The sequence below is a fragment of the Flagellimonas beolgyonensis genome, assembly GCF_003992615.1.
GTDB lineage: Bacteria > Bacteroidota > Bacteroidia > Flavobacteriales > Flavobacteriaceae > Flagellimonas > Flagellimonas beolgyonensis.
This window is the reverse complement of sequence record NZ_RZMY01000002.1, coordinates 61,681-87,987: the sequence shown is the minus strand read 5'-3', so window position 1 is coordinate 87,987 and position 26,307 is coordinate 61,681. Positions and strand designations below refer to the sequence as shown.

The window sequence follows — 26,307 nt, the reverse complement described above, 5'->3', positions numbered from 1 at the left end:
CATCCCGAACCGATAGGGTAAGGGATGCTTCCAAAAGGATAACGAATTGGTTTTAATGTGACCCAGATGTGTTGTCGCTCATCGTTTCCTCTTTTTGCTTCACATATTTTTCCAACCACTGATCTTGTTCCCAGAGCAAATGTAAAATACTTTCCTTGGCACGATATCCGTGACTTTCCTTGGGCAGCATCACCAAACGTACCGTGGCGCCGAGTCCTTTTAGGGCATTGAAATAGCGTTCACTTTGCATGGGATACGTGCCGGAATTGTTGTCGGCCTCACCGTGGATCAACAACAATGGGGTCTTCATCTTATCGGCGTGCATAAAAGGGGACATGGTGTAATACACTTCTGGTGCTTCCCAATAGTTTCGCTCCTCACTTTGGAAACCAAAAGGGGTCAAGGTTCTGTTGTAGGCACCGCTGCGGGCTATCCCGGCAGCAAACAAATCGGAGTGGGATAGGAGGTTGGCCACCATAAAGGCACCATAACTGTGGCCGCCTACTGCTACTCGTTCGCGGTCGATGTACCCCAATGCATCCACAGCATCTATGGCCGCTTTGGCATTGGCCACCAATTGGCTCCTAAAGGTGTCGTTGGGTTGCTCATCCCCTTCACCGATAATGGGAAAAGAGGCATCATCGAGCACCACATAGCCCTTGGTGACCCAATAAATGGGGGAACCCCAATACGGATAGGTAAATTCATTCGGGTTCTGGGTGTTTTGTGATGCACTGTTCTTGTCTTTAAATTCCCTTGGATAGGCCCAAAGGATCATGGGCATTTTTTCTTTTTGCTCCATATCATAACCCACAGGCAAATACAGGGTTCCGGTGAGTTCCAGGCCATCATCCCGTTTATAGGTGATTACCTCCTTGTGCACATTTTGAATGCTCTTGTACGGATTTTCAAAATGGGTCAACTGCATTGGTCCCTTCCTTTTAATAATGCTTTTATAATAGTAGTTGGGATATTCACTTGGCGATTCCACGCGCACCAACAACTGATCTTTTGCCGGGTCATACTCGATGAGGCGTTCCAATTTGCCTTCCAAGTGGGAAGTGTACAAACGGGTTTTCGCTTGTGTTTTCAGATTCATTTTTTCCACAAAGGGGAATTGTCCTTCCTTGGTGTAGCCTTCACCGATCAAATAGGCGTCGTTTTTGTTGTCGAGGGCCAATACCCAACTGCCATATTTGTTTCTTTTGGTGATGAAGTTTCCAGGATCGCTATACACATCCTGATAATTTCTATCGGAAATAATTTGAGGAGCCTTGTTTGCGTTGGAAGGATTGAACACGTAGGTTTTGGTATTTCGGTCGTTCCACCAATAGTCATGCGCAATGGCCATTTCATCATTTCCCCATTGGATGTACTGGAACCTATTTTTTGTTTTTATCAAGGATTTGCCTTGACCATCAAATGGGGCATCCAGTTGAAAAATCTCGTCACGGTAAGGTACTTCGTTTTCGGGATCACCACCATCCAAGGCCATGGCATACACCAAAGAGGCGGGTTTATCGCTGCGCCAGCTTAAACTGCGCATTCCCGTGCGGGTTGCCATAAAACCTTTGGGCAAGTCCTCAATCAAGGGAACTTCCAACACGGTTTTTACCATTTGACCGCTTTTATCATAAATAGTGGTTGTAGTAGGGAACCTGTAATAGGGCACTAAATATGAAAAAGGTTTGTTGAGCGATTCCACCATCACATAATTGCCATCCGGCGAAAAACTGATACTGGTGAACATATCGGTATCCATCCATTTGGAAATGGTGCCGTCCAATCCGACCTTGTACAGTTCGGAACGGGCCAATTGTTCAAAATTGAACTCATCATTGGGGTTTTTCAATAGGTCTTGATAGGTGCGGTTCTGCGCTTTTTTGCCATCGTTGGCAGAAATGGTGGGTCCGGCAGGAACGGTTTCAGAGACATCGATCAACGGCTTTCGATTTTCGGGCAACATCTTTACCAATAGGTTATTGCCATCCTTGAACCAATTGATAACATCCCGCATATTGGCGTTAACCGAAGCTTTGGTCAAGGTGGTGGTCTTCGCGGTTTCCAAATCCAGAACCATGACCTCCACGCCATCAGCAGTGGTGTTGGTGAAAGCCATTTTGGTTTGGTCGGGCGACCAGCTAAAATTGGCCAATCTTGGATTTTCGGGAAGACCTGCTACTTGGATGCCGTCTTTATCGTCCGCGTTTTTTCCACTGCCAATCTGTTTTACCAGAACATTGTTATAATAGTTGGTACGGCTGCCTATGTTGGTCTTGGGATTGATGCGCAACCCCGCCAACCGCAGTTCGGACTCGGAAAGCTCGGCAATGGTCTTGTACGTATCGCGGTAGAGCAACAACATGTGCTGGCCATCGTCGGTGATCCACACACTGGGCGCCATGGGGGCATCCACGAGTTCCAATATCTCCGATGAAGGTTTTTGATAGGTCAATTTTTCCTGGGCATTCAGTCCCATAAAAAGGACCAAAGTAAACAGGGTTGTAAAGAATTTTTTCATGTTCATAGTTAGTATTTGATTAATGGTGTATTTCTGTCTTTTTAAAAGTACGATATTTTTAAAAGTATTATTTTGCCGGACTATTTATAAATGGCATGAATATTTGCTATTTTTCAAATTCTAACAAGCTTCTTATTTAAATAAATTTCACATGTATAATTCCAAGATTGCCGGATTGGGTTTTTATGTCCCCGAAAATGTGGTGACGAACGATGATTTGTCCAAAGTAATGGACACTAATGATGAATGGATTCAGGAGCGTACTGGAATTCAGGAACGACGCCATGTGGTGCATGGTGAGGATACCACCACCACCATGGGGGTAAAGGCGGCCCAAAAAGCCATTGAGCGGGCGGGTATCGATAAGGATGAAATCGATTTTATTGTTTTTGCCACCCTAAGTCCCGACTTTTATTTTCCAGGACCGGGGGTTTTGGTTCAGCGCGATTTGGGACTACGAACCGTGGGTGCCCTCGATATCCGAAACCAATGTTCTGGATTTGTATATGGCATTTCGGTAGCCGACCAATACATTAAAAGTGGTATGTACAAAAATGTTTTGGTGATCGGTTCCGAACTACATTCCCACGGATTGGATATGACCACCCGTGGTCGCGGTGTTTCTGTGATCTTCGGTGATGGGGCCGGGGCAGCGGTATTGACTCGCGAGGAAAATCCCGATAAAGGAATTTTATCCACCCACCTGCATTCCGAAGGGGAACATGCCGAGGAACTTTCGCTGATCGCACCAGGTATGGGTAAGCGTTGGGTAACCGACATCATTGCAGATAACGACCCTGAGGATACGTCCTATTATCCCCATATGAACGGGCAGTTTGTATTCAAAAATGCGGTGGTCCGTTTTAGTGAGGTGATTATGGAAGGATTGCAAAAGAACAACCTGGTGCCTCAGGATATTGATATGCTGATACCACATCAAGCGAATTTGCGGATATCCCAGTTTATCCAGAAAAAATTTGGATTGGGTGATGATCAAGTGTTCAATAACATCATGAAATATGGGAACACCACGGCAGCCTCCATTCCTATTGCCTTGACCGAGGCATGGGAAGAAGGCAAGATCAAAGAAGGCGATTTAGTGGTATTGGCAGCCTTTGGTAGTGGTTTTACCTGGGGTAGCGTGATCATTCGTTGGTAATGGTTGATACTATATAAAACAAAACCCCGATCCATAGGATCGGGGTTTTTTATTGAGGCCCTGGAAAGACTAACCAACCAACACTCTGACTAGGGCCTTCAAACTGCTTTTATAAGATGCCGCCACCACCTTGCTTGGTGTTGTCGTCCCTGCGCTTACGGGATTTGGCCCTGTTCTTGCCACTTCCAAAACGATAGGAAAGACCTACGTATAAGTTGTTGCTCTCCCAATTGAAATGACCTTCCTGGGCATAAGGGTAATCCCCTTCAAAGGCAAAGCGCATGGTGTTGAATATGTCGTTATAGTTTAAGCTCAAGGTTCCTTTTCCTTCAGCAAAAGCATAGCGTGCACCCAGGTTCACAAAGTACATGGGCTTGGCATCAAATTGGATGCTCTTGTTTCTGCCACGATAAAACCCGAACGCTTGCAATGTCAATTTTTTGGTTACGGTGAAACTGTTGTTCATACGCATGTTCCATGCGGTGTTGTCCACTTCTACGTTCTGGGTCACGATATCATCCTCAGACGGGTTGGGGTCGGTGGTGTTCAAGGTTTCTGTAATACCGCGCTGGGTTTGGGTAAACATATCGAAACTACCATTGATGTTCCACCATTTGGCAGGTCTGTAGTTGGCGGATACTTCCACACCGTAGGCGGAGGTCTTGTCGAAGTTGTCAAAAGTTAGAATGGTCTTGTTCAAATCTAGACGGTCCACATAAAGGGCCCTATTGATCTCGTCCGCAATACTTCGGTAAAATACACCTGCCGTAACGCTGCCGTTTTTAAGACGTTTGGTATAGTTGGCCTCGTAGGAGCTGGTAAACTGGGGCACCAAATTTGGATTTCCAAAAGCGGAGATCAATGGCGTAGCAAATTCCCTGATTGGGTTTACCTGTCCAAGACCTGGTCGGTCCACACGGCGGCTATAACTTACTTGTATCTGATCTTTTTCATTGGGTTTGTAAGTAACAAAGGCAGAGGGATACAATTGCGTATAGTTGTCCGTAAAGGCCCTCACGGCATTGGTGTCGGCTGTTACTTCAACATCTTCTATGCGCACGCCCATTTGGTAGGACCATTTTTTGAAAGACTGTCCGAAAGTGGCATAGGCCGAATAAATATCCATGGCATACACAAACTTGGTGGATGGCGTGGCCACGAGTTGCCCGTTGGAGTTGAAGGTTTGACCCGTGGAGGAATAATCCACTAGGGTTTCAAAGTTTCTGGATTCCAATCCCAATTCCAATTTGGAAATGCTGTCCAAAGGGTTCACATAGTCCAAGTTGGCAATGGTCTGGGTACGCTCGGTATCCACAAAATCCATGTAATCGGGATAGGTGGAAGCTCCTGTAGATCTAAAATCGGCATCTTGGCCACTGTTGAATCGGTTATGGTCCACTTCCAGTTCAATGTTGTGTCCCTCCTTGTTGAAATCCAATTTGTAGTCAAAATTGTACTGTTCGCTGGTATTGTCCGAAATATCCAGGAACAATTGGGTCACATTACGTGATGGGTCGTTGTTGTAGACCACAGCCGTTTTGCCATCACCTCTACCATCATAGATGTTCTGGTTGGTAAAGAACGAAATGGTATTCTTATCGTTCAAATAAAAATCCAGACCCAATTTGTACAAATGGGATTTGTTGTTGTTGAAGAAATCAAAGTTCTGGCGTGAGTTTTCATCGATACGTAAAATGGTTCCATCGTTGATCCATTTCCCGATGTTGTTGCCATAGTTGCCATAAAAATTGAACTTGCCGTTGCGGTAGTTCATATCGATAGAACTGTTGAACTTGGCCTCGATACCTTTGGTAAGACCCAAGTTCACGTTTCCGTTGAAACCGATGTTAGCGTTTTTGTGCAACACAATATTGATGATACCGCTCATACCTTCAGGATTGTACTTGGCCGAAGGGTTGGTGATCAGTTCGATGGATTTGATGGATGTGGAAGGGATTTGCTTTAACAGCTGGGCAACGGGAACGTTGGACAATTTGCCATCTACCATGACCCTAACGTTGGAATTCCCCCTTAAGGTAATATCCCCGGTTTGGGCATCCACATTTACCGATGGAATGTTGTTCATGATATCGGAAGCGGTAGCACCGGAAGTGGTCAGGTCCTTACCCACGTTGATAACCTTTCTGTCCACACGCTGCTCAATGGTGGTACGTTCGGCCACAACCTCAACCTCCGCTAGGTTTTGGGTCTCTTCCATCAAAGTGACCGTACCGATATTGATGTTCCTTTTGTTTTTATCAATGACCAATTTTTGGGAATAGGTTTTATACCCAATAAATTGTACCTCGAAGATGTAGGTCCCATCTTCCAGTTTTTTGATTTCAAATTTACCGTCTTCTGTGGTGATTCCCCCGGTAATGGTTTCACTACCGTCTTCCGATTTGATGACAATGGCCGCATAGGCAACTGGTTGGTGCATGGCATTGTCGATCACCGTTCCTTCAATGGAACCAAGGGCTGTATCAGAATTGTTGGCGTTGGAAAAATTGGGAAATAAACTGCATAGTAGGAATGCAAAAAGTAATGACACATGTTTCATGAGTTGTTCGTTTTTTGATTGATGATTGTCGATTGATTGATGATATACCTAAGACGCCACAAATCGGGGAATGTTACATCGAATTATTTTTTTTAACATTCTTTTACAGAAATTGGCACGGTGTAAGGGAAGCAACGCATTAAGGACCAACACATTGGTGTGTAAAAGAAGAAACCCCGGCACATGGGGCCGGGGTTGATACATTGATAAGCTATACTAAACACTAACCATTAACTATAAAAAAATACAGTCTTACCAATGAAAGTCATTTATCTAAAACATAGACGGAAAATTAATGTAATAGTTACAGTCTATGTGTAGGTTTAACATTAAATTTAACAAATGTCAAAAACTCTAGTTTTGGGGGCATCATTGAACCCGGGAAGATACAGTAACCTAGCTATACGCAGGTTGGTCGATCAAAACATTGAAACGACTGCTTTTGGGATACGCGGGGGAACTGTATCAGGAATACAAATTAAAGACAACTTTGTTGATTTTCAAAATATTGATACCATTACCTTGTATTTAAATCCATCCCACCAAAAAGAATATTATCAAAAAATACTGGATTTAAAACCGCGAAGGGTCATTTTTAACCCAGGTACCGAGAACCCAGAGTTCTACGAAATCCTTAGAAATGCTGGTGTTGAGGTGGAGGTGGCCTGTACCTTGGTTTTGTTGGCTACCGATCAATACTAGGTGCCGATTCTTTTTTTCGGATCAGCCAAAGCCCAAAGAATGTCAAGAGGCCGTTCAACGGTAAAAGTTCGTACCCCATCTGGTAACCACCCAAATAACTTTCTGGGATGTTGGCAACCAAAACGATGATCGTCACCGATAATACAGCAACTAACCAAACAAAATGATCCTTTATTCGGTGTTTGGTGAAAATGCCAAAGGCAAAAAGGCCCAATAAAGGCCCATACGTATAACCGGCAACGGTTAAAAGGCTATCGATCACGTTGCTGCTCAAAATATATTTAAAGGCAATGATGACCACGATCAACATCAAGCTCATTCCAATGTGGGTCTGTTTCCGTATTTTCTTTTGGTCTTTTTCGGCCTTTTTTTCCACATTCAAAAAATCCACACAGAAAGAGGTGGTCAGCGAAGTTAGGGCACTATCCGCGCTACTGTACGCAGCTGCAATGAGCCCTAGCATAAAGGTAATGGACAAAGCAAGTCCCAGACCCCCATTCAACGCCACTTCGGGAAATAGAAGATCCGTTTTTGGTGTGCCGTCCATCAATGGGATTCCGATTCCGTTGCGTTTAGCATAGATGAACAACAACGCGCCCAGTAACATAAATAGGAAGGTGACCCCGACGAGTACAAAACTGAACGAAACCATATTTTTTTGGGCATCCTTCAACGATTTACAGGTAAGGTTTTTTTGCATCATGTCCTGATCCAATCCCGTCATACATATGGTAACAAACATGCCACCCACAAACGATTTGATGAAAAAACTCCGGTCCAGTATACTGTCGGTGACCAAAAAATCATTGTAGTTTTTCAGTTCTTCGGAAGCCAAAAATTCACTAAAGCTCCAACCCAGTTCTTGGTTGATCAATACAATGGAAAGAATTACGGCCACTATCATGAACAGGGTCTGCAGGGTGTCGGTCCACACAATGGTTTTGATACCGCCTCTATTGGTGTAGATCCAAATCAACAATATGGAGATCACCACGGTAAATTCGAACCGCACGCCAAGATCATCAAAAACAAACTGTTGCAATACAATGGCGACCAAATACAATCGAAATGCGGCTCCCAACACCCGCGAAACAAAAAAGAAAAAAGCTCCGGTCTTGTGGCTTACCGAACCAAATCGCTCCAAAAGGTATTCGTAAATAGAGGTCAGGTTCAACCGATAATACAGTGGCAACAGCACAAAGGCCACCACAAAATAGCCGAACAAATAACCTATTACGACCTGCAAATAAGTGAACTGGCTATCCCCGACCCAACCCGGTACCGAAATAAAAGTGACCCCGGAAAGGGAAGCCCCCACCATGCCAAATGCGACCACATACCAAGGGGATTGCTTGCCCGCTTTAAAAAAATCTGCGTTCGAGTCATTTTTTCCGGTAAAGTAGGATATAAGGATGAGCACCAAGAAATAGGCGCCTATCAGCAATAGGATTTGTGATGCGGACATATAGGCAATTTGAAATGCAAAGTACGAAAGTAAATTGGTAACACTAAAATCGTAATTTTGTGGGAGAATCGAGACTATGGAATTTTCATCCAAATTATTGGAAAATGCAGTTTACGAAATGTCGCAGTTGCCGGGAATCGGAAAACGCACCGCTTTGCGCTTGGTATTGCACCTGCTCAAACAGCCAGAGGAACGCACAGAACATTTGACCAATGCCTTGATGAAACTGAAGTCCGAGGTCAATTTCTGTAAAAAATGCCATAATATTTCCGATACGGAGCTTTGTGAAATTTGTGCCAACCCCAAACGGGACGAAACTTTGGTCTGTGTGGTGGAGGATATCCGCGATGTAATGGCCATTGAGAACACGTCCCAATACAATGGACTTTACCATGTGTTGGGCGGTAAAATATCGCCCATGGAAGGCGTGGGTCCACAGGATTTGAACATTGTTTCCTTAATCAACAAAGTTCGTGAAGGAGGGGTAAAGGAACTTATTTTTGCCCTGAGTTCCACTATGGAAGGCGACACCACCAATTTTTATATTTACAGGCAATTGGAAGGATTGGAAGTGACCACATCCACCATTGCCCGAGGTATTTCGGTGGGTGATGAGCTGGAATACGCGGATGAGGTTACCTTGGGCAGGAGCATTTTAAACCGTGTGCCGTTCGAAAGCTCCATGAAGGCAAATTAAGACCATCAAAAAATAAACATAAATCAATAATAAGTGAATTTGTTTAGTATTTTTGCAAAATGTAAGTCCAAATCACTTTGATAAATACGAATATGTCAAAATTTGAATTGAAATTACCGCAAATGGGAGAAAGTGTCGCCGAGGCGACCTTGACCGCATGGTTGAAAGAAGTAGGCGATACCATTGAAATGGATGAGGCCGTCTTTGAAATTGCCACGGATAAGGTTGATTCCGAGGTGCCCAGTGAAGTGGAAGGTGTGTTGGTGGAAAAGCGGTTCAATGTGGACGATGTCATAAAAGTTGGTGAAGTTGTCGCTGTGATCCAAGTGGAAGGCGATGTGGCCGATACTTCGGGTGGCGATGAAGCCCCAGAAGCTGTTGAGGAAACTGTTGCGGAGCCAGTCCAGCAATTGGAAAAGCAGATGACCCAAGTGCAAGAGACCGTAGCTGTTGCCCCGGATTTTTCAAGTTCGGAGCGGTTCTATTCCCCATTAGTGAAAAATATTGCCAAGGAGGAGGGGGTTTCCATGGACGAATTGGAAGCTATAGTAGGAACAGGTAAAGAAGGCAGGGTCACCAAGAACGATATCATGGCCTATTTGGAAAGTCGTTCCAATGGCGGTGTTCAGGCGAAGGCTGCACCAGTGCAAGAGGCAGCAAAACCCACCCAGCCGGCAGCACCTGTACAAAAACAAGAAGCGGAAAAACCAAAACCGGCTCCTATGCAAGTGGGGGCGGGCAATGAAATCATTCCATTGACCCGTATGGGCAAACTCATCGCCCATCACATGATCGAAAGTGTTTCCACTTCGGCACACGTGCAGAGTTTTGTGGAAGTAGATGTGACCAACGTGGTGAACTGGCGGAACAAGGTAAAAAATGCCTTTGAGGCCCGGGAAGGTGAAAAATTGACCTTCACCCCAATCTTTATGGAAGCAGTAGCCATGGCGTTGAAAAAATACCCCATGATGAACATTTCATTGGATGGGGATAGGGTCATCAAAAAGAAGAACATCAATTTGGGTATGGCCGCTGCCTTACCGGATGGGAACCTGATTGTGCCCGTAATCAAAAATGCCGATCAATTGAATTTGGTGGGCATGGCAAAAACCGTCAACGATTTGGCCAATAGGGCGCGAAACAATCAGTTGAAACCGGATGAAATAAGGGAAGGCACCTATACCGTAACCAATGTGGGAACTTTTGGCAGTGTGTTCGGTACCCCGATCATTAACCAGCCCCAAGTGGGAATTTTGGCCCTGGGCGCCATTCGAAAAATGCCATCCGTAATCGAAACCGATAAAGGGGAGTTTATTGGCATCCGTAGCAAAATGTTTCTATCGCACAGTTATGATCACCGTGTGGTGAATGGCGCATTGGGAGGCATGTTCGTAAAAGCCGTGGCGGATTATTTGGAAGCCTGGGACGTAAACCGTGAAATTTAGGGAAAAACAGTCCTTAATCTTTTCACTATGCTTAAATTGGGGCTTCAATCCCTAATTTTTGAACTTAAAACCCCCACATGCAATTACAATTGACCAAACCCATCTGCTTTTTCGACCTGGAAACCACAGGTACCAATGTGGCCAAGGACCGGATTGTCGAAATTTCGATACTCAAGGTCTATCCAAACGGAAACAAGGAGAGTAGAACATGGCTGGTAAACCCAGAAATGCCTATTCCGCCAGAATCCGAGGCAATTCATGGCATTTCCAACGAAAAGGTGGCCAACGAACCCACTTTCAAACAACTGTCCAAGGAAATTTATAAAATGATACGCGACAGCGATTTGGCTGGATTCAACTCAGACCGCTTCGATATTCCGCTGTTGGTCGAGGAAATGCTAAGGGCCGAAATCGATTTTGATATGAAGAATATGGTTTCGGTGGACGTGCAGACCATTTTCCACAAAATGGAAAAGCGAACATTGGAGGCGGCCTACAAATTTTATTGCGACAAGAATCTGGAAGATGCCCACAGTGCCGAGGCAGATACCATGGCCACTTATGAGGTATTGTTGGCCCAATTGGAACGTTATCCCGAGCTGGAGAATAATGTCAAAAAGCTTTCCGAGTTCACTACACGCAAACAGTCATTGGATTTTGCAGGTTTCATTGCCTTGGATGAAAATGAACAGGCCATTTTTACCTTTGGCAAACATAAGGGAAGGGCCGTGGATGAAGTGTTGGAACAAGAGCCGGGCTATTTCGGTTGGATCTTGAATGCGGATTTTCCATTGTACACCAAAAAAGTGCTTACCCAAATCAAATTGAGCAAACTCAACAGCAAGTTGTAAAAAGAAAAATAACCCCCAATAGAAGTGTATGAAACTGATTTGTATAGGTCGGAACTATGTGGATCATATAGACGAGCTCAACAATGAACGGCCCGAGGAACCGGTGGTTTTCATTAAGCCGGATTCTGCAGTACTGCCCAAGGAACAGGATTTTTATATCCCGGAATTCAGTAATGATGTGCATTACGAAGTCGAAGTGCTGGTGAAGATCAAAAAGGTCGGTAAGCACATTGCTCCAGAATTTGCCCATAAATATTACGATGAAATCGGATTGGGCATCGATTTTACGGCCAGGGACCTGCAATCCAAGTTAAAGGCCAAAGGGCTCCCGTGGGAGAAGGCCAAAGGTTTTGACGGAGCAGCGGTCATCGGAAACTGGGTGTCCAAGGAAAAATTGGGCGATGTGGATAATTTGCATTTTTCCCTGATTAAAAATGGGGAAACCGTGCAGAAAGGAAATACGGCTTTGATGCTCTGGAAGATAGATGAGCTCATTGCCCACGTATCTACCTATTTCATGCTGAAGAAGGGCGACATCCTGTTCACGGGAACCCCTGCCGGTGTTGGTAAAGTAAGTCCAAATGACTACCTTGTCGGGACTTTGGAAGGAGAGAAGCTATTTGAAATTAATGTAAGATAATGATTTACAACCTCGATAAAATCAACGAAATGGCGGAAGGAGACGAAGATTTCATCGTCTCCGTAATTTCCGTTTTTTTGGAAGAAGTCCCCGAAGATCTGGAAGGATTGGAAAAGGCCATTGGAGCAAGGGATTATGAAAATGTATATAAACTGGCCCATAAGATAAAACCCAATGTGGATATTTTGGGAATGGAGCAAACTCGTGCCTGTGCCCTGGAAATTGAAACCATGGGCAAGAATGCAGCCAGTATGGCAGAAATAGAGCAAAAATTCCCGCTCTTGAAAAAAGATGTGCTACAAGTGGTATCAGAATTGAAAAAGGACTTCGATCTATAGCATGCAAGCTGAAATCATCACCATTGGGGATGAAATTCTCATTGGCCAAATTGTGGATTCCAATTCCGCATTTATTGCCAAAGAACTCAATAAAATAGGAGTTTCGGTGTATCAGATCACTTCCGTTCAGGATACCGCCGAGCATATTTATCAAGCATTGGAAGAGGCGGGCAACCGTTCCTCCGTGGTTATTGTAACGGGTGGCCTGGGCCCCACAAAGGATGATGTGACCAAACCCACACTTTGCAATTTCTTCAAAGATGAACTGGTCAGGGATGAAGCGGTCTTGGTACATATTGAAGAGCTTTTCAAAAAATACATCAACAGTCCTATTTCCGATTTGAACAGGCAGCAGGCCATGGTGCCCAAAAGGGCAACGGTTTTGCACAATGCGTACGGCACTGCACCAGGTCTACTGATGAAAAAAGGTGATGTTTCCTATTTTTTCTTGCCAGGGGTACCTTATGAAATGAAAAACCTTATCACCACCTCGGTGTTGCCCAATATCATCAAGACCTACGATCGACCACACATTGTTCATAGGACCATTTTGACCTATGGTATGGGTGAAAGTGCCATTGCTGAAAAAATCGAGGACTGGGAGAACAACTTGCAGGCTCCGATTAAATTGGCCTATTTGCCCAACTTGGGAAGGGTGAGACTTCGGCTATCGGCCAAAGGAAGCGAAAAGGAAGCTTTGCTATCGGCAATAGATGCTGAGGTGAAAAAATTGTACCCGATCATTGGTGATATTATTGTAGGGGAAGAGGAAGAAGGTCCCATTGAAGCCCAAATAGGAAAATTATTGGTAGAAAGGAAACTGACCTTGGCAACTGCTGAAAGTTTTACTGGTGGCCGCATTGCGGAACAGATTACGGCAGTTCCAGGAGCATCCAACTATTTTAAGGGAAGCGTGGTGTGCTACGCAACAGCCGTGAAGGTAAAGGTATTGGGCGTGCCACAAGAATTGATAGACGCCCATTCCGTTGTCAGTGAGGAAGTGGCCATGGCCATGGCCAAAAATGCACGAAAGGTGCTTGGAGCGGATGTAGCCATTGCCACAACCGGTAATGCAGGTCCCACAAAAGGCGACTCCGATGCCGATGTGGGAACCGTGTTCATTGCCATAAGTAGTCCGAAGGACACAATTGCCCTAAAATTCAACATGGGAAACCACAGGGAAAGGGTCGTGAAGAAGTCTGTGAACAAGGCATTTGAACTATTGTACAAAGAAATTTTAAAATTCTGAAAAAGATTTTTGTACGTCCCATTTAAATGGTATAAATTTGCAGCCTCAATAAAATCACTCAAAAGTTAGGGAGATGTCTAAAGTTTGTGAAGTAACAGGAAAAAAGGTGATGTTTGGAAACAACGTTTCCTTTTCTATCAATAAGACCAAAAGGAGATTCGACGTAAACGTTTCCAAGAAGAAATTTTACGTTCCTGAGGAAGATCGTTGGGTAACCTTGAACGTTTCTTCAAGAGGGTTGAAAATCATCAACAAAAAGGGAATCTCTGCTGTGTTGAAGGAAATCGATTCCAAAAAGTAAGTAGTTAAAGCGATTTAAGCACGATACAATGGCAAAGAAAGGAAATAGGATTCAGGTAATTTTGGAGTGCACCGAGCACAAAGAATCTGGTATGCCAGGTACTTCCAGGTACATTACCACCAAGAACAAAAAGAACACGCCAGATAGGATGGAGATCAAAAAATTCAATCCTATCCTTAAGCGTATGACCGTTCATAAAGAAATTAAGTAATCGTCTTTTTTTAAAGGCAGAAAAAAATAAGCCATGGCAAAGAAAACCGTAGCAACACTTCAGTCATCATCCAAAAGATTGACCAAGGCCATTAAAATGGTAAAGTCTCCTAAAACAGGTGCCTACACGTTTGTGGAATCTGTAATGGCTCCAGAGATGGTGAACGACTGGTTGAACAAACAATAAGGAAACAATTTCCCGATATACGAAAGCCGCTTTTATAGCGGCTTTTTTTATGTCCATTATTTTTTAATGGCTTTGCTAGCCACCATATCCCCATTTTGACTGCCTAAAACTCCCCTTACTTTGCTATATTTGACGCTTAGCTAAGAACACAAAATGAGCCTTTTTAAAAATATATTCTCAAAAGATAAAAAAGAGACTTTGGACAAGGGTCTTGAAAAATCCAAGACCAGTTTTTTGGGCAAACTGGGCAAAGCGGTTGCCGGTAAATCCAAGGTGGACGATGAGGTGCTCGATAACTTGGAAGAAGTGCTGGTCACTTCCGATGTTGGGGTGAACACCACCTTAAAGATCATCGAGCGCATCGAGGAGCGCGTTTCCCGCGATAAGTACATGGGAACCGATGAACTGAATACCATACTTCGTGAGGAAATTGCTGGGTTGTTATCCGAAACCAATAGTGGCGAAGCCACAGATTTTACAATATCCAAAGACAAAAGACCTTATGTGGTCATGGTCGTGGGCGTGAACGGAGTCGGTAAGACAACTACTATTGGAAAATTGGCCTATCAATTTAAAAAACAAGGACTTAAAGTGGTTTTGGGGGCAGCGGATACGTTCCGTGCGGCCGCCATTGATCAATTGGAAGTGTGGGCAAAAAGGGTAGATGTGCCCATCATCAAACAAAAAATGGGCAGTGATCCCGCATCCGTGGCTTTTGACACCCTAAGTTCCGCTGTTGCCGAAAATGCCGATGTGGTATTGGTGGATACTGCTGGCCGTTTGCACAATAAGGTGAATTTGATGAATGAATTATCCAAGGTAAAAAGGGTCATGCAAAAAGTAGTGCCCGATGCGCCCCATGATGTACTGTTGGTTTTGGATGGGTCAACAGGCCAGAATGCCTTTGAACAGGCCAAACAATTTACCAAGGCTACCGAAGTCACCAGTTTGGCGGTCACCAAATTGGATGGAACCGCAAAAGGGGGCGTGGTCATCGGTATTTCGGACCAATTCCAGATTCCCGTAAAATATATTGGTGTAGGGGAGGGCATTGAAGACCTTCAAGTGTTCAATAAATACGAATTTGTCGATTCATTTTTCAAACTCTAATCTATGTACAAATACATTGTTCTTGGCTTTTTGCTAATCGGATTCATAGGATGTAAACAAGAAACCAAAGTAGACAAGGAAGATGTGGTGCTTTGGACCCCCTACAACGATTCGTTGGAAGTGGCTGCCAGTGCTGAAAACGAAAGTCCGCGCATGCGCTATAAGTTCATCCAGAGCAAAGTTTTGGATAAGAACGATGTGTTTCTGCCTTTGTACGATGAGGTATCCCAATTTTCAGATGAAAAATATCAAATGATGAAACCGTTGGTGTTGGAACAAAATATTCCGTCCATCCAACAATCCATTGCCGAGGGCATGTTTACCTATGAAGATTTAGTGCTGTTCTACCTGCATCGAATCTATACTTACGAATTACCGAACAATACGACACTGAACACCATTATTGCGTTGAACCCAAATGTTTTGGTAGAAGCCAGACAATTGGACAGAAGCCAAGGCAATCACCATCCCATTTACGGGATGCCCATCCTCTTGAAAGATAATATTGGTACCTCCGAAATGAAGACCACTGCAGGTGCAATCGCCTTGATGAACAATCAGACCGATGATGCCTTTATTGTGCAACAATTGAAAGCCAAGGGGGCTTTGATCTTGGGCAAGGCGAATTTGAGTGAATGGGCCAACTATATTTGTCGCGTTTGTCCAAACGGGCAGAGTGCCGTGGGCGGACAGACCATGAATCCGTATGGGCGACAAAGATTTGATACCGGTGGCTCAAGTGCAGGAAGTGGCACCTCCACCGCGGCCAATTATGCAGTTGGAGCCGTGGGTACCGAAACTTCGGGATCCATTCTCTCCCCATCCAGTCAAAATTCCGTTGTTGGGCTTAAACCGACCATTGGATTGTTGAGCCGAACAGGGATCGTGCCGATTTCCAGTACGCTGGATACGCCCGGCCCTATGACCAAAAACGTAACGGACAATGCCATTTTGTTGGATGCCCTATTGGGCAAGGATAGCAGCGATGCCAAATCGGTGGAACCAGTGGATGGAATTCTGTCTGCCTGGGTGAAACCCGAAGCGCTGGAAAAAATGCGTTTGGGCGTAATGAAAAATCTGATGGAACGCGATTCCCTTTATGCCGCAGCTGTTGAAAAGTTGAGATTGGCAGGAGCACAAATCATGGAATTTGAACCCGAGAACATTGCCTTGGACAACTTTCTAACGTTGTTGAATCTGGATATGCGTGCCGATTTACCAGCCTACTTGAGGGCCGAAGTTAAGGATAGGGATGCGGTAAGGGTTGAAAATGTGGAAGATGTGGTCAACTTTAACAAGCAAGATACGTTGACTCGAGTCCCTTATGGGCAGCAACTGTTTGAAGGTATTTTGGCCGATTCCACTTCAGAGGCTGATTTTCAAAGGATCAAATCCAATTTGATGGATTCCGGCAGGTCGTTTTTTCAAATCATGGAGCGCGAAAATCTGGATGCGGTGTTGAGCATCAACAACTACCACGCTGGCTATGCTGCTGTTGCGGAATATCCTGCCATAACGGTTCCCATGGGATACAAACCTTCAGGGGAGCCCGAAAGCTTGACCTTTATCGGAAAACCATTTTCCGAAGCCCATTTATTGCGCATCGGCAAAGCTTTTGAAGATCTCACGCATGCCCGGAAAATTCCAGAAGCTTATAAAGACTAATTAAGGTAAGCATTCAATTTTTCCCAAAGTTGGTTGTCGAAGCTGGAAGGGCCCAATTGGCCCTCGCCTCCATCATCACCCAATCGTACGATTACTAGGTTCTGACTGGGAACCACATACAATTTTTGGTCAAAGGCCCCAAGTCCGGCAATTAGGTCGTTTGGTGCTTGGGACATTAATTCACCCGAGTAGGTAGTTTCAAAACCGGGCACCTTAAAGCTGGATTTTCCGTTGAGCCACCATAAATACCCGTAGGAGGGATTCAGATCTTGGGAGGTCGTAGTCATTTCAGTAAAGTAGGTTTTATCGGATAGAATTTCCGCATCGTCCCAAGTACCCCGATTCAGGCATAACAACCCAAACCGGGCCATACTTCTGGTATTGCTGAAAAATAGATTGTTGTATCCCACCTTTATCCATGCGCCTTGCATACCTATTTTATCCCTGATTTTTTGATAGGAATATTGTTTGAAATCCATGCCAGTGGCATTGGTCACAATTTGATCCAGCAGCGTGTAGGCGGCATTGTGATAGTACCAAAAAGTACCGGGTTCATTCTTGTACAATAAGCATTCCTTGTCATAGCAAAAAGGGTCGGCCACCGTATAATCCAATCCGGTGGTCATGGTCAAATGATGAAGAATGGTAATATTGGTTTCTTGTTCCGGGGTGAGCATGGACCATCCTTCACCCAAATATAATTGGGAAGTCTGATCAATGTATAAATGCCCTTCTTCCTGTGCAATCCCAACCGTCATGGCGGTCAATGTTTTGCCAGCGGAATTCCAAGAATGGCTGTCATCGGCAGTGAAATCGCCAAAATACCACTCAACCACTATTTTTCCATCCTTAAGGATGATGAATCCATCGGTGCCCTTATCTTCCAAAAAATCGAATAAGGCCTGTTCGGCATTCACGTTCCAACCCAGTTCTGAAGGGGTACTGGTCTGCCAAGTTGATGAACCAATAGGCGGGAAGTAGAGTGTCCCCGTTTCCGGCTCGGGTACAATCGGGTCATTGGGCTCTTCGTTGGAAGAACATCCGATGAGCAAACACATTAACAATAATAGGGATGGAATCATTGCTTTCATTGGGTGTTGTTTGTGTCTTGGACCGAACCAAGCGTTTTTGGTTTAACGTCGGGGAAGGAAAAATATGCAAGCAAATCGATGTAATGCCTTGTGTTGTTGTATTTTTGCACTCCATTTATAGCAACTATGCGGACAAAATCGCTTAAAAAGAACAAAATCAACGTGGTGACCTTGGGTTGCAGCAAGAATGTATATGATTCTGAAGTGCTCATGGGGCAACTGCGCGCCAACAATAAAGAGGTGGTGCACGAGGAAGAGGGCAATGTTGTGGTGATCAACACCTGTGGATTTATTGCCAACGCCAAGGAGGAAAGTGTGAACACCATTTTGGAGTACGTGCAAAAGAAGGAAGAAGGTTTGGTGGACAAGGTTTTTGTGACCGGTTGCTTAAGTGAGCGCTATAAACCAGATTTGGAAAAAGAAATCCCGAATGTGGACGAATATTTCGGGACAAGCGACCTGCCCAATCTTTTAAAGGCATTGGGTGCGGATTACAAGCATGAATTGATTGGGGAGCGATTGACCACAACGCCTAAAAACTATGCCTATCTGAAAATAGCAGAAGGATGTGACCGCCCCTGCTCGTTCTGCGCCATTCCGTTGATGCGGGGAAAACATAAAAGCACCCCGATAGAGGAATTGGTTGCCGAAACCGAAAAGTTGGCCGCCAAGGGGGTAAAGGAACTCATTTTGATCGCCCAAGACCTTACCTATTACGGTTTGGATCTTTATAAAAAACGCAATTTGGCAGAACTGCTCGAAGCTTTGGTTAAAGTGGAGGGCATTGAATGGATTCGTTTACATTATGCCTTCCCCACAGGATTCCCGATGGATGTGTTGGAAGTCATGAAACGCGAGCCCAAAATCTGCAATTATATTGATATTCCGCTGCAACATATTGCCGACCCCATTCTGAAGAGTATGCGCAGGGGAACTACACAGGCCAAAACTACAAAGTTGTTACAGGATTTTAGGAATGCCGTACCCGGAATGGCCATTCGGACAACAGTTATTGTGGGGTATCCCGGGGAAACGGAGGAAGACTTTCAAACGCTTAAGCAGTGGGTTCAAGAAATGCGTTTCGAGCGTTTGGGCTGCTTCACTTATAGCCATGAGGAGAATACCCATGCCTACACCTTGGAAGATAATGTGCCAGAGGAGGTAAAACAGGAGAGGGCCAATGAGATCATGGAAATCCAGTCCCAAATTTCCTGGGAACTCAACCAAGAGAAGATTGGGAAGGCATTCCGCTGCATCATCGACCGGAAGGAAGGCAATTACTTTGTGGGGCGAACCGAATTCGACTCCCCGGATGTGGACAATGAGGTATTGATCGATGCTTCCCAGCACTACGTTAAAATTGGGGACTTTACCACGATCAAGATCATCGATGCATCCGATTACGATCTGTATGGAGAGCCGCTCGCTTAGGTAACCACTTTTCAATCTGGATTATAACCCTATCAGCGTCAATAAATTGGGATGACTGATTGTTGACCCATGAACACATCTGTTTTTTGGGTCCAAAATACCCTTGGGTTTACACAAAACTGACAATCGTCATGGTTCGGTAGCTTTTGTGATGGTAATTTTATCGTCATAACCCAACCTATCCGATGAAAATCAACCTCTTAAATTCCGATTATCTTCGAATTTCTCCAAAATTGATCAACTGTTAAATCATTGATATGGACCAAAATCAACATAAGTTAAAAGCAAGTGTCGCGCTGTTGCGGATATTGATAGGGTGGCACTTTTTATTTGAAGGCGTTGTGAAGCTGTACAATCCCGAATGGACTTCGTTCGGGTATTTGGCAACCGCACAGGGGCCTTTTAAGTGGTTTTTTACCATGCTCGTGGGCAATGGCACCATTGGCATTGTGGATACCCTGAACATTGTGGCCTTGATGGTGGTGGGCATTACCTTCACCCTGGGCATTTTTGAACGCGTCGGGGCCATCGTAGGGATGGGGTTATTGGCGCTCTACTTTTTTGCACATCCACCATTGCCTGGATTGACCCAGATGAATGTGGAGGGAAGTTACTGGATCGTAAATAAAAATCTGATTGAATTGGTGGCCTGTATTGTAATCTACCAATTGCCCACAGGGGCCATTTTTGGGTTGGATTACTTCAGAAAGAACAAACTTGCTAAAATTCAGGAACAATGAAATGGACTAGAAGAGACCTTTTAAAAGGTTTGGGCGGATTGCCCATATTGGGAGCGGTTTGGTGGGCCGGAGCTGCATCATCCGTTGGTTCCCGAAAAGAACGGACCGAGATATTGGAACAGCTCAACATCGTTCCTTCATTGCCCAATGCGGTTCCCGGAATTGGCGGTGAGCCGGTTCGCGTGGGCGTCATTGGATTTGGAATTCGGGGCGAACAATTGTGCAGGGCCCTTGGATTTGCCACAAACGAATGGAGGGAGGAAATGACATTGGCAGCGCAAGAAGATCCAAACATCAAAGCACTGGAAGATTTTGACAAACAAGAAAAACTCAATGTGAAACTGGTGGGCATTTGTGATGTGTTCGATGTGCGTGCCGAGAAGTTCATCAATTCGTTTTCCACGGATGATTTCACGCCAAAACGTTATACCACCTACAAGGACATGATCCAAAGTGGGGACGTAGATGCAGTGGTCATCGCAACTCCCGATCACTGGCATGCCCCCATGTCCATCGAGGCATTGAACAATAACGTTCATGTGTATGTGGAAAAACCAATGACCCATACCGTGGAGGAAACCTATCGTTTGCGTGAAGCGGCCAAAAATTCCAAAGCCGTATTTGCGGTTGGCCACCAACACAGACAAACGTTGAGTTTTAGCACAGCAAGGGACATTGTGGAAAAAGGCACTTTAGGCCATATATCGCTGATACAGACCAATACCAACAGAAACGACGACAATGGGGCATGGAACTATGACATTCATGAAAAAGCAAGTCCTGAAACCATTGATTGGGAGCAGTTTTTAGGTTCCGCACCACAAGTGCCCTTCAACAAGAACCACTTTTTTAGATGGCGTAAATGGTGGGCCTACGGCTCTGGTCTCTCCGGGGATTTGCTGACCCATGATTTCGACCGTTTAAATTGTGTGCTCAACATGGGTATCCCTTCATCGGTAAGTGCGTCCGGTGGTGTTTACACCCATAAGGATGGCCGAAACGTACCCGATGTGATCCAGGTGAATATGGAGTTTCCGGAGTACAGTACGGGAAGCAGTCAGGTAAAGGGCAAGGAAAAGGGCATGACCTTTTGCTACAGTGCCACCTTGGGTAATGGCTTCAATCGCCCCACCATTTTAATGGGACATGACGCCACCATGGAATTGGGCAACAATCTTACCGTTTGGCCCGATGGCGGCTCCACCCGATATGCCGATATGTTGGAAAATGAAAAAATGAGGCCTAATGTGCCCATTTACCAATACAATCCAGCAGCAAACGTACCCGATGCCATTTCATCCGCAACTTCGCAATATTTTGCGGACAAAGGGTTGATGTGGACCTATATTGATGGGGTAAGGGTGGATTCCACCTTCCTGCACATGCGTGAATGGTTGAGTGTGATCAAAAATGGCGGACAAGTGAGCTGTGGTATCAAAGAAGGCTTTGAAGAAGCAATTTCTGCCCACATGGCAGGTCTTTCTTGGAAACTGGGCCGAAGGATTGAATGGGATCCGGAACAAGAACAATTGAAACCTATTGAAGGAGTCGATTTCGATCAAGTGCTGTTGGCCAATGGAAATTGGAATATGCAACAAGTAACAACCGAAACAGTAACTTGATTCGAATAGATGCTTTTTCTATGTAAGGGATGTTATCCATCAGGAAGGGTTCGGGTGGATAATGTCCCTTTTTGAAATGGAAGAATTTACCTTTTTCGTTGAAGTTCGTATTGATGGAGTTCCCTGCCCAATTGGGCCAAAAAGGGAATGCCTATCTCATCGTATTCGTAGACATCGTCGTTAAAAATGCCATCGCTGTTCACCAAAATGGTGGCGGTTACCATAAAATCAATATTGTTTTTGGTGTCCCTTATGTAAGCACAATCCGTAAGTGTGCCATAGGCATACCCCACTTTGTTGTAGATTTTGATGTAATCAGGCATGGGATCGGTACGGTCCCCAAACAGGAAAAATTTCACATAGCTATCGTAAAATTCTTCAGGATCGTATCCCAATTCTGGAGGTAGTGTGTGCATGGCTTCCAACAGGAAAGCATGCTGCTCTTCACTGAGGTTGAAACGTTCATCTTCCTGAAAAGCTTCTGGGAAAATAATACGCTTCATCAAAGCGCTTTGTGCTTCAATCGGAAAGTAATTTTTCAATGAAAAATCGAAAGGTTCCTCTACCAATTCACCATCAGCGTAATAGGCCCGTCCTTTTTTAATTTTTTTAAGCGATAGGGGTTGGGGAGGTGTATTTATGATTGGCTTACTAATACACGTGGTCGAATCGTTGAGATAAAGAATCAAGGGCTTGGTGGTTACATCATCGCCATCTGGTGCGGACAATCGATGTGCAATGCGGATGGGTGCAACACCTCTTTTACGTATCCGTCGATTAAGATCGTCCTGGCCCAAAAATTCAATCAACCTGTTATTGGCCGCATTGTCCGAAACGGCAAATATTTCTGAAATGGCCTTGGCAAAGGTGGTTTCCACGGTATCGCCCTCAATAAAGAATCGTGTGTGGAGGGAAAGTGTGTCCACCTCGTTCAACTTTTCCAGGGTGGCCACTGCTGCAGGAAATTTTGCCGTACTGGCCGGATAAAAATAGTGGTTCTTGTTTACCTGAAAATCATAATCCGTGAAAGAGATGCCCTCTTTGTTCCGATCGATCTGGGTATAGCGAATCTGTACTTCATGCGCTTTTAGGTTGTCCATGACCCTTTTGATTTTTGGGTCTTGGGAAGCCAATACCTGTTCCAATGGATCTTTTGCTATTGTACTGCCACAAGATGTAACCAAGAGCAACAATAGGTAGTACAGCCAATGGATGCGCATCGAATTACATTTATAGTTCCCCTGAATATACTTGCCCGCGATGCGGTTTTAGAATCTCTCGGATTTCCTTTAGTTCAAATTCGGCGACCACCAAGAATGCAATACTGTGGTTCGGTCCAAAATGTTCCACCCCGGAAAGGTCAAATTTTAACTCTTCCACCATTACAAATTCCTCCAGGTGTTTGCGATAGTGTTCTGCGGTCCTGGCAGCACCGGGTCCTCTGAAGTCCCAGATGATCTTAATTTTACGGTCCAAAATCTTTTCCATATTATGTGTCCAAAACAGATATTCCCTTTTCGGCAAAGTTCTTAAAATCCTCCATATATTTTTTGGATTGTTTTTTAAATGCGCCTGGCATTAAAAAGCCCATTAATTTCATACCTAAACCGGAGAATTGGAAATCCGACTCCGAGATCCATCGGGTTTTGCCGTCCTCGTCCTTGAAATAATTTTTTTGGATGTTGTGCACGCCTTTGGTATCGTAGGTGGTGTGCATTTCTTCGGGCAGTTTTTTTTTGATGATCGTTTCCACCAGTTCCATTTCACGGTTACCCATTTTGTAACTTAGGCTCATCTGCGCCCCTTCCTGTCCTGGATTTTTGGAGAGTTGTTCAAATTTTATCAGCCCCCGTTGCCAGTGTTTCATGTTCTCGGGGTCGTCCATTTTTTTGATAAATTCTTCCCTAGGGAGGTCCACTACAATTTCAGTGGTGTACTTCATTTGGTTTGGTTTTCCACTAAAGTAACAATTTCTGATGGAGTGCTCCCTACTAAAAATCTGTTAACTAAAATCGAACGTACTTGTAAGGCATTGTGTAATTGTTATTTTTGCGAAATGCTTAAGCTCCAAAAAAATAACCTAATCCTACTTTGTGCTTTTGTGGCCTTGTGGTTCACATCCTGCGAAGGACTTTTCAATAAAGAAGAAGAAAGGCACGCCCTTGCCCGGGTAGGGGACAATTATCTGTATGCAGAGGACATTGCTTCGCTCATACAAAAGGATATGACACCCGAGGACAGCACCTTGTTTGTGACCAATTACATCAACAATTGGGCGTCACGACAACTTTTTCTATCCAAATCAAAGATCAATCTGCCCGAAGAAAAATTGGCCGAATTTGACCGACTGGTCTCCGATTACCGTGCCGATCTTTACACGAGGGCCTATATTGAGGCCTTGGTGCTCCAAGCGCAGGACACTGCTATTACCGAAAACCAGTTGCGGGATTATTATGAACGGGAAAAGGAGAACTTTAAACTGAACGAAAAATTAGTGCAATTGCGGTTTTTGGGTATGCCCTCCCAGTTCTTGGACATGGATGGGGTAAAAGCCAAGCTAAGAAATTGGAAAGAAGACGATAAAGCCTATCTGGATTCGATTGCAGTACAATTTAAAAAGATCCATTTTAACGATTCCATTTGGGTAAGTTCTTCACGTGTTGTGGAGGAAATTCCCCCATTGACGGCGGCAAATGAAGCCAACTACTTAAAAAATTCACAATTTTTCGAGTTGCAAGATTCGTTAGAGGTATATTTGGGCATGGTGACCAATGTGCTGGAAGTCAATGATACAGCACCTTTTGAATATGTGGAACCCGATATCAGGCAATTGATCTTGAACCGAAGAAGGTTGAACTACGTTAAAAAATTGGAAACCGAAATTATAGATGAAGCGATTAAGAAGAAAGAATTTGAGGTTTATGAACAAAATAAGTAAAGGATTTTTGGCCATACTTGCCCTAACCGTTATTTCGGCGAGGGCACAAGAAGCCGATGAAGCATTGGGTGTAGCCGATACCACAACCACCACCAACAAGGTAAAATTGGATGGAATCGCTGCGGTAATTGGCGATTACGTGATCTTGGAATCGGATATCGACAAAACCTTGATCGACCTAAAGACCCAAGGAGCCTCCACCGAGGATATAACCCGATGTGGTCTTTTGGGCAAATTGATGGAAGATCGTTTGTACGCACATCAAGCCGTACAGGACAGTTTGCTGGTTTCGGATGAAATGGTGAATGCCAAGAGCGATCTACAGATACAACAATTGGCCCAACAAATTGGAAGTGTGGAAAAAATGTTGAAGTACTACAAAAAACCGGACATGGAAAGTTTCCGTTCCGAATTGTTCGAGATCAACAAATTGCGCATGTTGTCCGAAAAGATGCAAGGCAAGATCATCGAGGATATTGAAGTGACCCCCGAGGAAGTACGACAGTTTTTCTTTAATATTCCAGAAGATGAGCGCCCCGTTTTTGGAGCAGAGCTCGAAATTGCCCAAATCGTAAAACAACCGAAAGTGCCCGAAGAGGAAAAGCAAAAGGTGATCAATTTATTAAAGGGCATCAAACAGGATGTGGACGAGAACGGTGCCAGTTTCAACGTAAAGGCCATTGTATATTCCCAAGATCCCGGGTCACAATCCAGGGGTGGACTCTACACCATGACCAAGGAGACCCAATTTGTTAAGGAATTCAAGGATGTGGCTTTCAGCCTTCAAGAAGGCGAGGTTTCCGAGCCCTTCGAAACCACTTTTGGTTTCCATATCATTTATGTGGAGAAGGTAAGGGGACAGGAAAGGGATGTACGCCATATTTTAAGAATACCCGAAATTCCACAGAGTTCCATTGATGAAGCCGTTCGCGAATTGGATAGCATCCGTCAACACGTAATGGATGGCAAATACACCTTTGCCGAAGCGGCCCTTAATTTTTCAGATGAAAAGGAAACTAAATATGATGGCGGTCTTTTACGGAACCCCATAAACTTTGATTCCAAGTTCGAATTGACCAAAATGGACCCAACCCTGTACAACCAGGTTCGTAACATTAAAGATGGGGAAATCTCAAGGCCTATACGTGAAGATGATCCAAGGGGAGGTGCTCCTAAGTTCAAAATCATGAAGATTACCAACCGCTATGATGAACACAAAGCGGATTTTGCCAAGGATTATCTAAAAATACAGGAATTGGCCCTTCGCGAAAAACAGTTTAAGGCAATAAAGGAATGGATGGCCGAACATATTGAGGATACCTATATCCACGTGAACGCCGACAACCGAAATTGTGATTTTGCAAACAACTGGGTAAAAGAATAAA

25 protein-coding genes are annotated in these 26,307 nt (G+C 44.5%); 18 read left to right on the top strand and 7 right to left on the bottom strand.

Annotation, left to right across the window (positions count from 1 at the left end; genetic code table 11):
* Positions 1-52: 52 nt before the first annotated feature.
* Positions 53-2,521, bottom strand: a complete 2,469-nt coding sequence (locus EO131_RS00885; RefSeq protein ID WP_127018488.1) for an alpha/beta hydrolase family protein — start codon at positions 2,519-2,521, stop codon at positions 53-55.
* Between the two features lie 151 nt (positions 2,522-2,672).
* Here EO131_RS00885 and EO131_RS00880 point away from each other — a divergent pair, with 151 nt between their 5' ends.
* Positions 2,673-3,680, top strand: a complete 1,008-nt coding sequence (locus EO131_RS00880; protein WP_127018465.1) for a 3-oxoacyl-ACP synthase III family protein — start codon at positions 2,673-2,675, stop codon at positions 3,678-3,680.
* 109 nt (positions 3,681-3,789) lie between these two features.
* Here EO131_RS00880 and EO131_RS00875 read toward each other — a convergent pair whose 3' ends face one another.
* Entirely contained in the window at positions 3,790-6,240 is a 2,451-nt protein-coding gene (locus EO131_RS00875) for a TonB-dependent receptor (protein WP_127018464.1), read from the bottom strand.
* A gap of 342 nt (positions 6,241-6,582) precedes the next feature.
* Between EO131_RS00875 and EO131_RS00870 the strand changes: the two genes are divergently transcribed.
* A complete protein-coding gene (locus tag EO131_RS00870) occupies positions 6,583-6,942 on the top strand; it encodes a CoA-binding protein (protein ID WP_127018463.1) in 360 nt (119 codons plus the stop codon).
* Here the strand turns inward: EO131_RS00870 and EO131_RS00865 are convergent.
* Positions 6,926-8,407, bottom strand: coding sequence for a sodium:solute symporter (locus tag EO131_RS00865; protein ID WP_127018462.1), 1,482 nt, complete (start codon positions 8,405-8,407; stop codon positions 6,926-6,928). The two genes, EO131_RS00870 and EO131_RS00865, sit on opposite strands and share 17 nt — an antisense overlap.
* A 76-nt stretch (positions 8,408-8,483) precedes the next feature.
* Between EO131_RS00865 and recR the strand changes: the two genes are divergently transcribed.
* From recR to EO131_RS00810, 11 genes are all read left to right on the top strand, one after another.
* Positions 8,484-9,104 (top strand): recombination mediator RecR, encoded by a 621-nt coding sequence (gene recR, locus EO131_RS00860; protein WP_127018461.1) that lies wholly within the window; start codon positions 8,484-8,486, stop codon positions 9,102-9,104.
* Positions 9,105-9,196: 92 nt separating this feature from the next.
* Positions 9,197-10,549 (top strand): dihydrolipoamide acetyltransferase family protein, encoded by a 1,353-nt coding sequence (locus EO131_RS00855; RefSeq protein WP_127018460.1) that lies wholly within the window; start codon positions 9,197-9,199, stop codon positions 10,547-10,549.
* Positions 10,550-10,626: 77 nt separating this feature from the next.
* Positions 10,627-11,400, top strand: coding sequence for a 3'-5' exonuclease (locus EO131_RS00850; RefSeq protein ID WP_127018459.1), 774 nt, complete (start codon positions 10,627-10,629; stop codon positions 11,398-11,400).
* Between the two features lie 28 nt (positions 11,401-11,428).
* Positions 11,429-12,040 (top strand): fumarylacetoacetate hydrolase family protein, encoded by a 612-nt coding sequence (locus EO131_RS00845; protein WP_127018458.1) that lies wholly within the window; start codon positions 11,429-11,431, stop codon positions 12,038-12,040.
* Positions 12,040-12,378, top strand: coding sequence for an Hpt domain-containing protein (locus EO131_RS00840; protein WP_127018457.1), 339 nt, complete (start codon positions 12,040-12,042; stop codon positions 12,376-12,378). Before EO131_RS00845 ends, EO131_RS00840 begins: the two co-directional genes overlap by 1 nt.
* Position 12,379: 1 nt before the next feature.
* Entirely contained in the window at positions 12,380-13,627 is a 1,248-nt protein-coding gene (locus tag EO131_RS00835) for a competence/damage-inducible protein A (RefSeq protein WP_127018456.1), read from the top strand.
* 73 nt (positions 13,628-13,700) lie between these two features.
* Positions 13,701-13,928 carry a 50S ribosomal protein L28 gene (gene rpmB, locus EO131_RS00830; protein ID WP_119642089.1) on the top strand — a complete coding sequence of 76 codons (228 nt, stop codon included), beginning with the start codon at positions 13,701-13,703 and terminating at the stop codon, positions 13,926-13,928.
* A gap of 28 nt (positions 13,929-13,956) precedes the next feature.
* The gene (gene rpmG, locus EO131_RS00825) at positions 13,957-14,139 is read left to right on the top strand and encodes a 50S ribosomal protein L33 (RefSeq protein ID WP_031444791.1); all 183 of its coding nucleotides are present in this window, start codon (positions 13,957-13,959) and stop codon (positions 14,137-14,139) included.
* Between the two features lie 33 nt (positions 14,140-14,172).
* Entirely contained in the window at positions 14,173-14,325 is a 153-nt protein-coding gene (locus EO131_RS00820) for a DUF4295 domain-containing protein (RefSeq protein WP_072879696.1), read from the top strand.
* Between the two features lie 153 nt (positions 14,326-14,478).
* Entirely contained in the window at positions 14,479-15,435 is a 957-nt protein-coding gene (gene ftsY / locus EO131_RS00815) for a signal recognition particle-docking protein FtsY (protein WP_127018455.1), read from the top strand.
* A gap of 3 nt (positions 15,436-15,438) precedes the next feature.
* Positions 15,439-17,100, top strand: a complete 1,662-nt coding sequence (locus EO131_RS00810; protein WP_127018454.1) for an amidase family protein — start codon at positions 15,439-15,441, stop codon at positions 17,098-17,100.
* On the opposite strand, the gene EO131_RS00805 is transcribed toward EO131_RS00810, so the two are convergent.
* On the bottom strand, positions 17,097-18,191 hold the full coding sequence (locus EO131_RS00805) for a serine hydrolase domain-containing protein (protein ID WP_127018453.1): 1,095 nt from the start codon (positions 18,189-18,191) through the stop codon (positions 17,097-17,099). The two genes, EO131_RS00810 and EO131_RS00805, sit on opposite strands and share 4 nt — an antisense overlap.
* Positions 18,192-18,317: 126 nt before the next feature.
* On the opposite strand from EO131_RS00805, the gene rimO reads away from it, so the two are divergent.
* From rimO to EO131_RS00790, 3 genes are all read left to right on the top strand, one after another.
* Positions 18,318-19,622: a 30S ribosomal protein S12 methylthiotransferase RimO gene (rimO, locus tag EO131_RS00800; protein ID WP_127018452.1), complete on the top strand. Its 1,305-nt coding sequence runs from the start codon at positions 18,318-18,320 to the stop codon at positions 19,620-19,622.
* A gap of 257 nt (positions 19,623-19,879) precedes the next feature.
* Entirely contained in the window at positions 19,880-20,362 is a 483-nt protein-coding gene (locus tag EO131_RS00795) for a DoxX family membrane protein (RefSeq protein WP_127018451.1), read from the top strand.
* Positions 20,359-21,984, top strand: coding sequence for a Gfo/Idh/MocA family protein (locus EO131_RS00790; protein ID WP_127018450.1), 1,626 nt, complete (start codon positions 20,359-20,361; stop codon positions 21,982-21,984). The genes EO131_RS00795 and EO131_RS00790 overlap by 4 nt, the downstream gene beginning before the upstream one ends.
* A gap of 86 nt (positions 21,985-22,070) precedes the next feature.
* On the opposite strand, the gene EO131_RS00785 is transcribed toward EO131_RS00790, so the two are convergent.
* The 3 genes from EO131_RS00785 to EO131_RS00775 are packed head-to-tail and all read right to left on the bottom strand — an operon-like array spanning position 22,071 to position 23,926.
* A complete protein-coding gene (locus EO131_RS00785) occupies positions 22,071-23,204 on the bottom strand; it encodes a serine hydrolase (protein ID WP_127018449.1) in 1,134 nt (377 codons plus the stop codon).
* A gap of 10 nt (positions 23,205-23,214) precedes the next feature.
* On the bottom strand, positions 23,215-23,472 hold the full coding sequence (locus tag EO131_RS00780) for a hypothetical protein (protein WP_127018448.1): 258 nt from the start codon (positions 23,470-23,472) through the stop codon (positions 23,215-23,217).
* A 1-nt stretch (position 23,473) separates the two neighbouring features.
* Positions 23,474-23,926 (bottom strand): SRPBCC family protein, encoded by a 453-nt coding sequence (locus EO131_RS00775; protein WP_127018447.1) that lies wholly within the window; start codon positions 23,924-23,926, stop codon positions 23,474-23,476.
* Positions 23,927-24,040: 114 nt separating this feature from the next.
* Between EO131_RS00775 and EO131_RS00770 the strand changes: the two genes are divergently transcribed.
* Both EO131_RS00770 and EO131_RS00765 read left to right on the top strand, forming a co-directional pair.
* On the top strand, positions 24,041-24,922 hold the full coding sequence (locus EO131_RS00770) for a peptidyl-prolyl cis-trans isomerase (RefSeq protein ID WP_127018446.1): 882 nt from the start codon (positions 24,041-24,043) through the stop codon (positions 24,920-24,922).
* A complete protein-coding gene (locus EO131_RS00765; protein ID WP_127018445.1) occupies positions 24,906-26,306 on the top strand; it encodes a peptidylprolyl isomerase in 1,401 nt (466 codons plus the stop codon). The genes EO131_RS00770 and EO131_RS00765 overlap by 17 nt, the downstream gene beginning before the upstream one ends.
* Position 26,307: the final 1 nt, after the last annotated feature.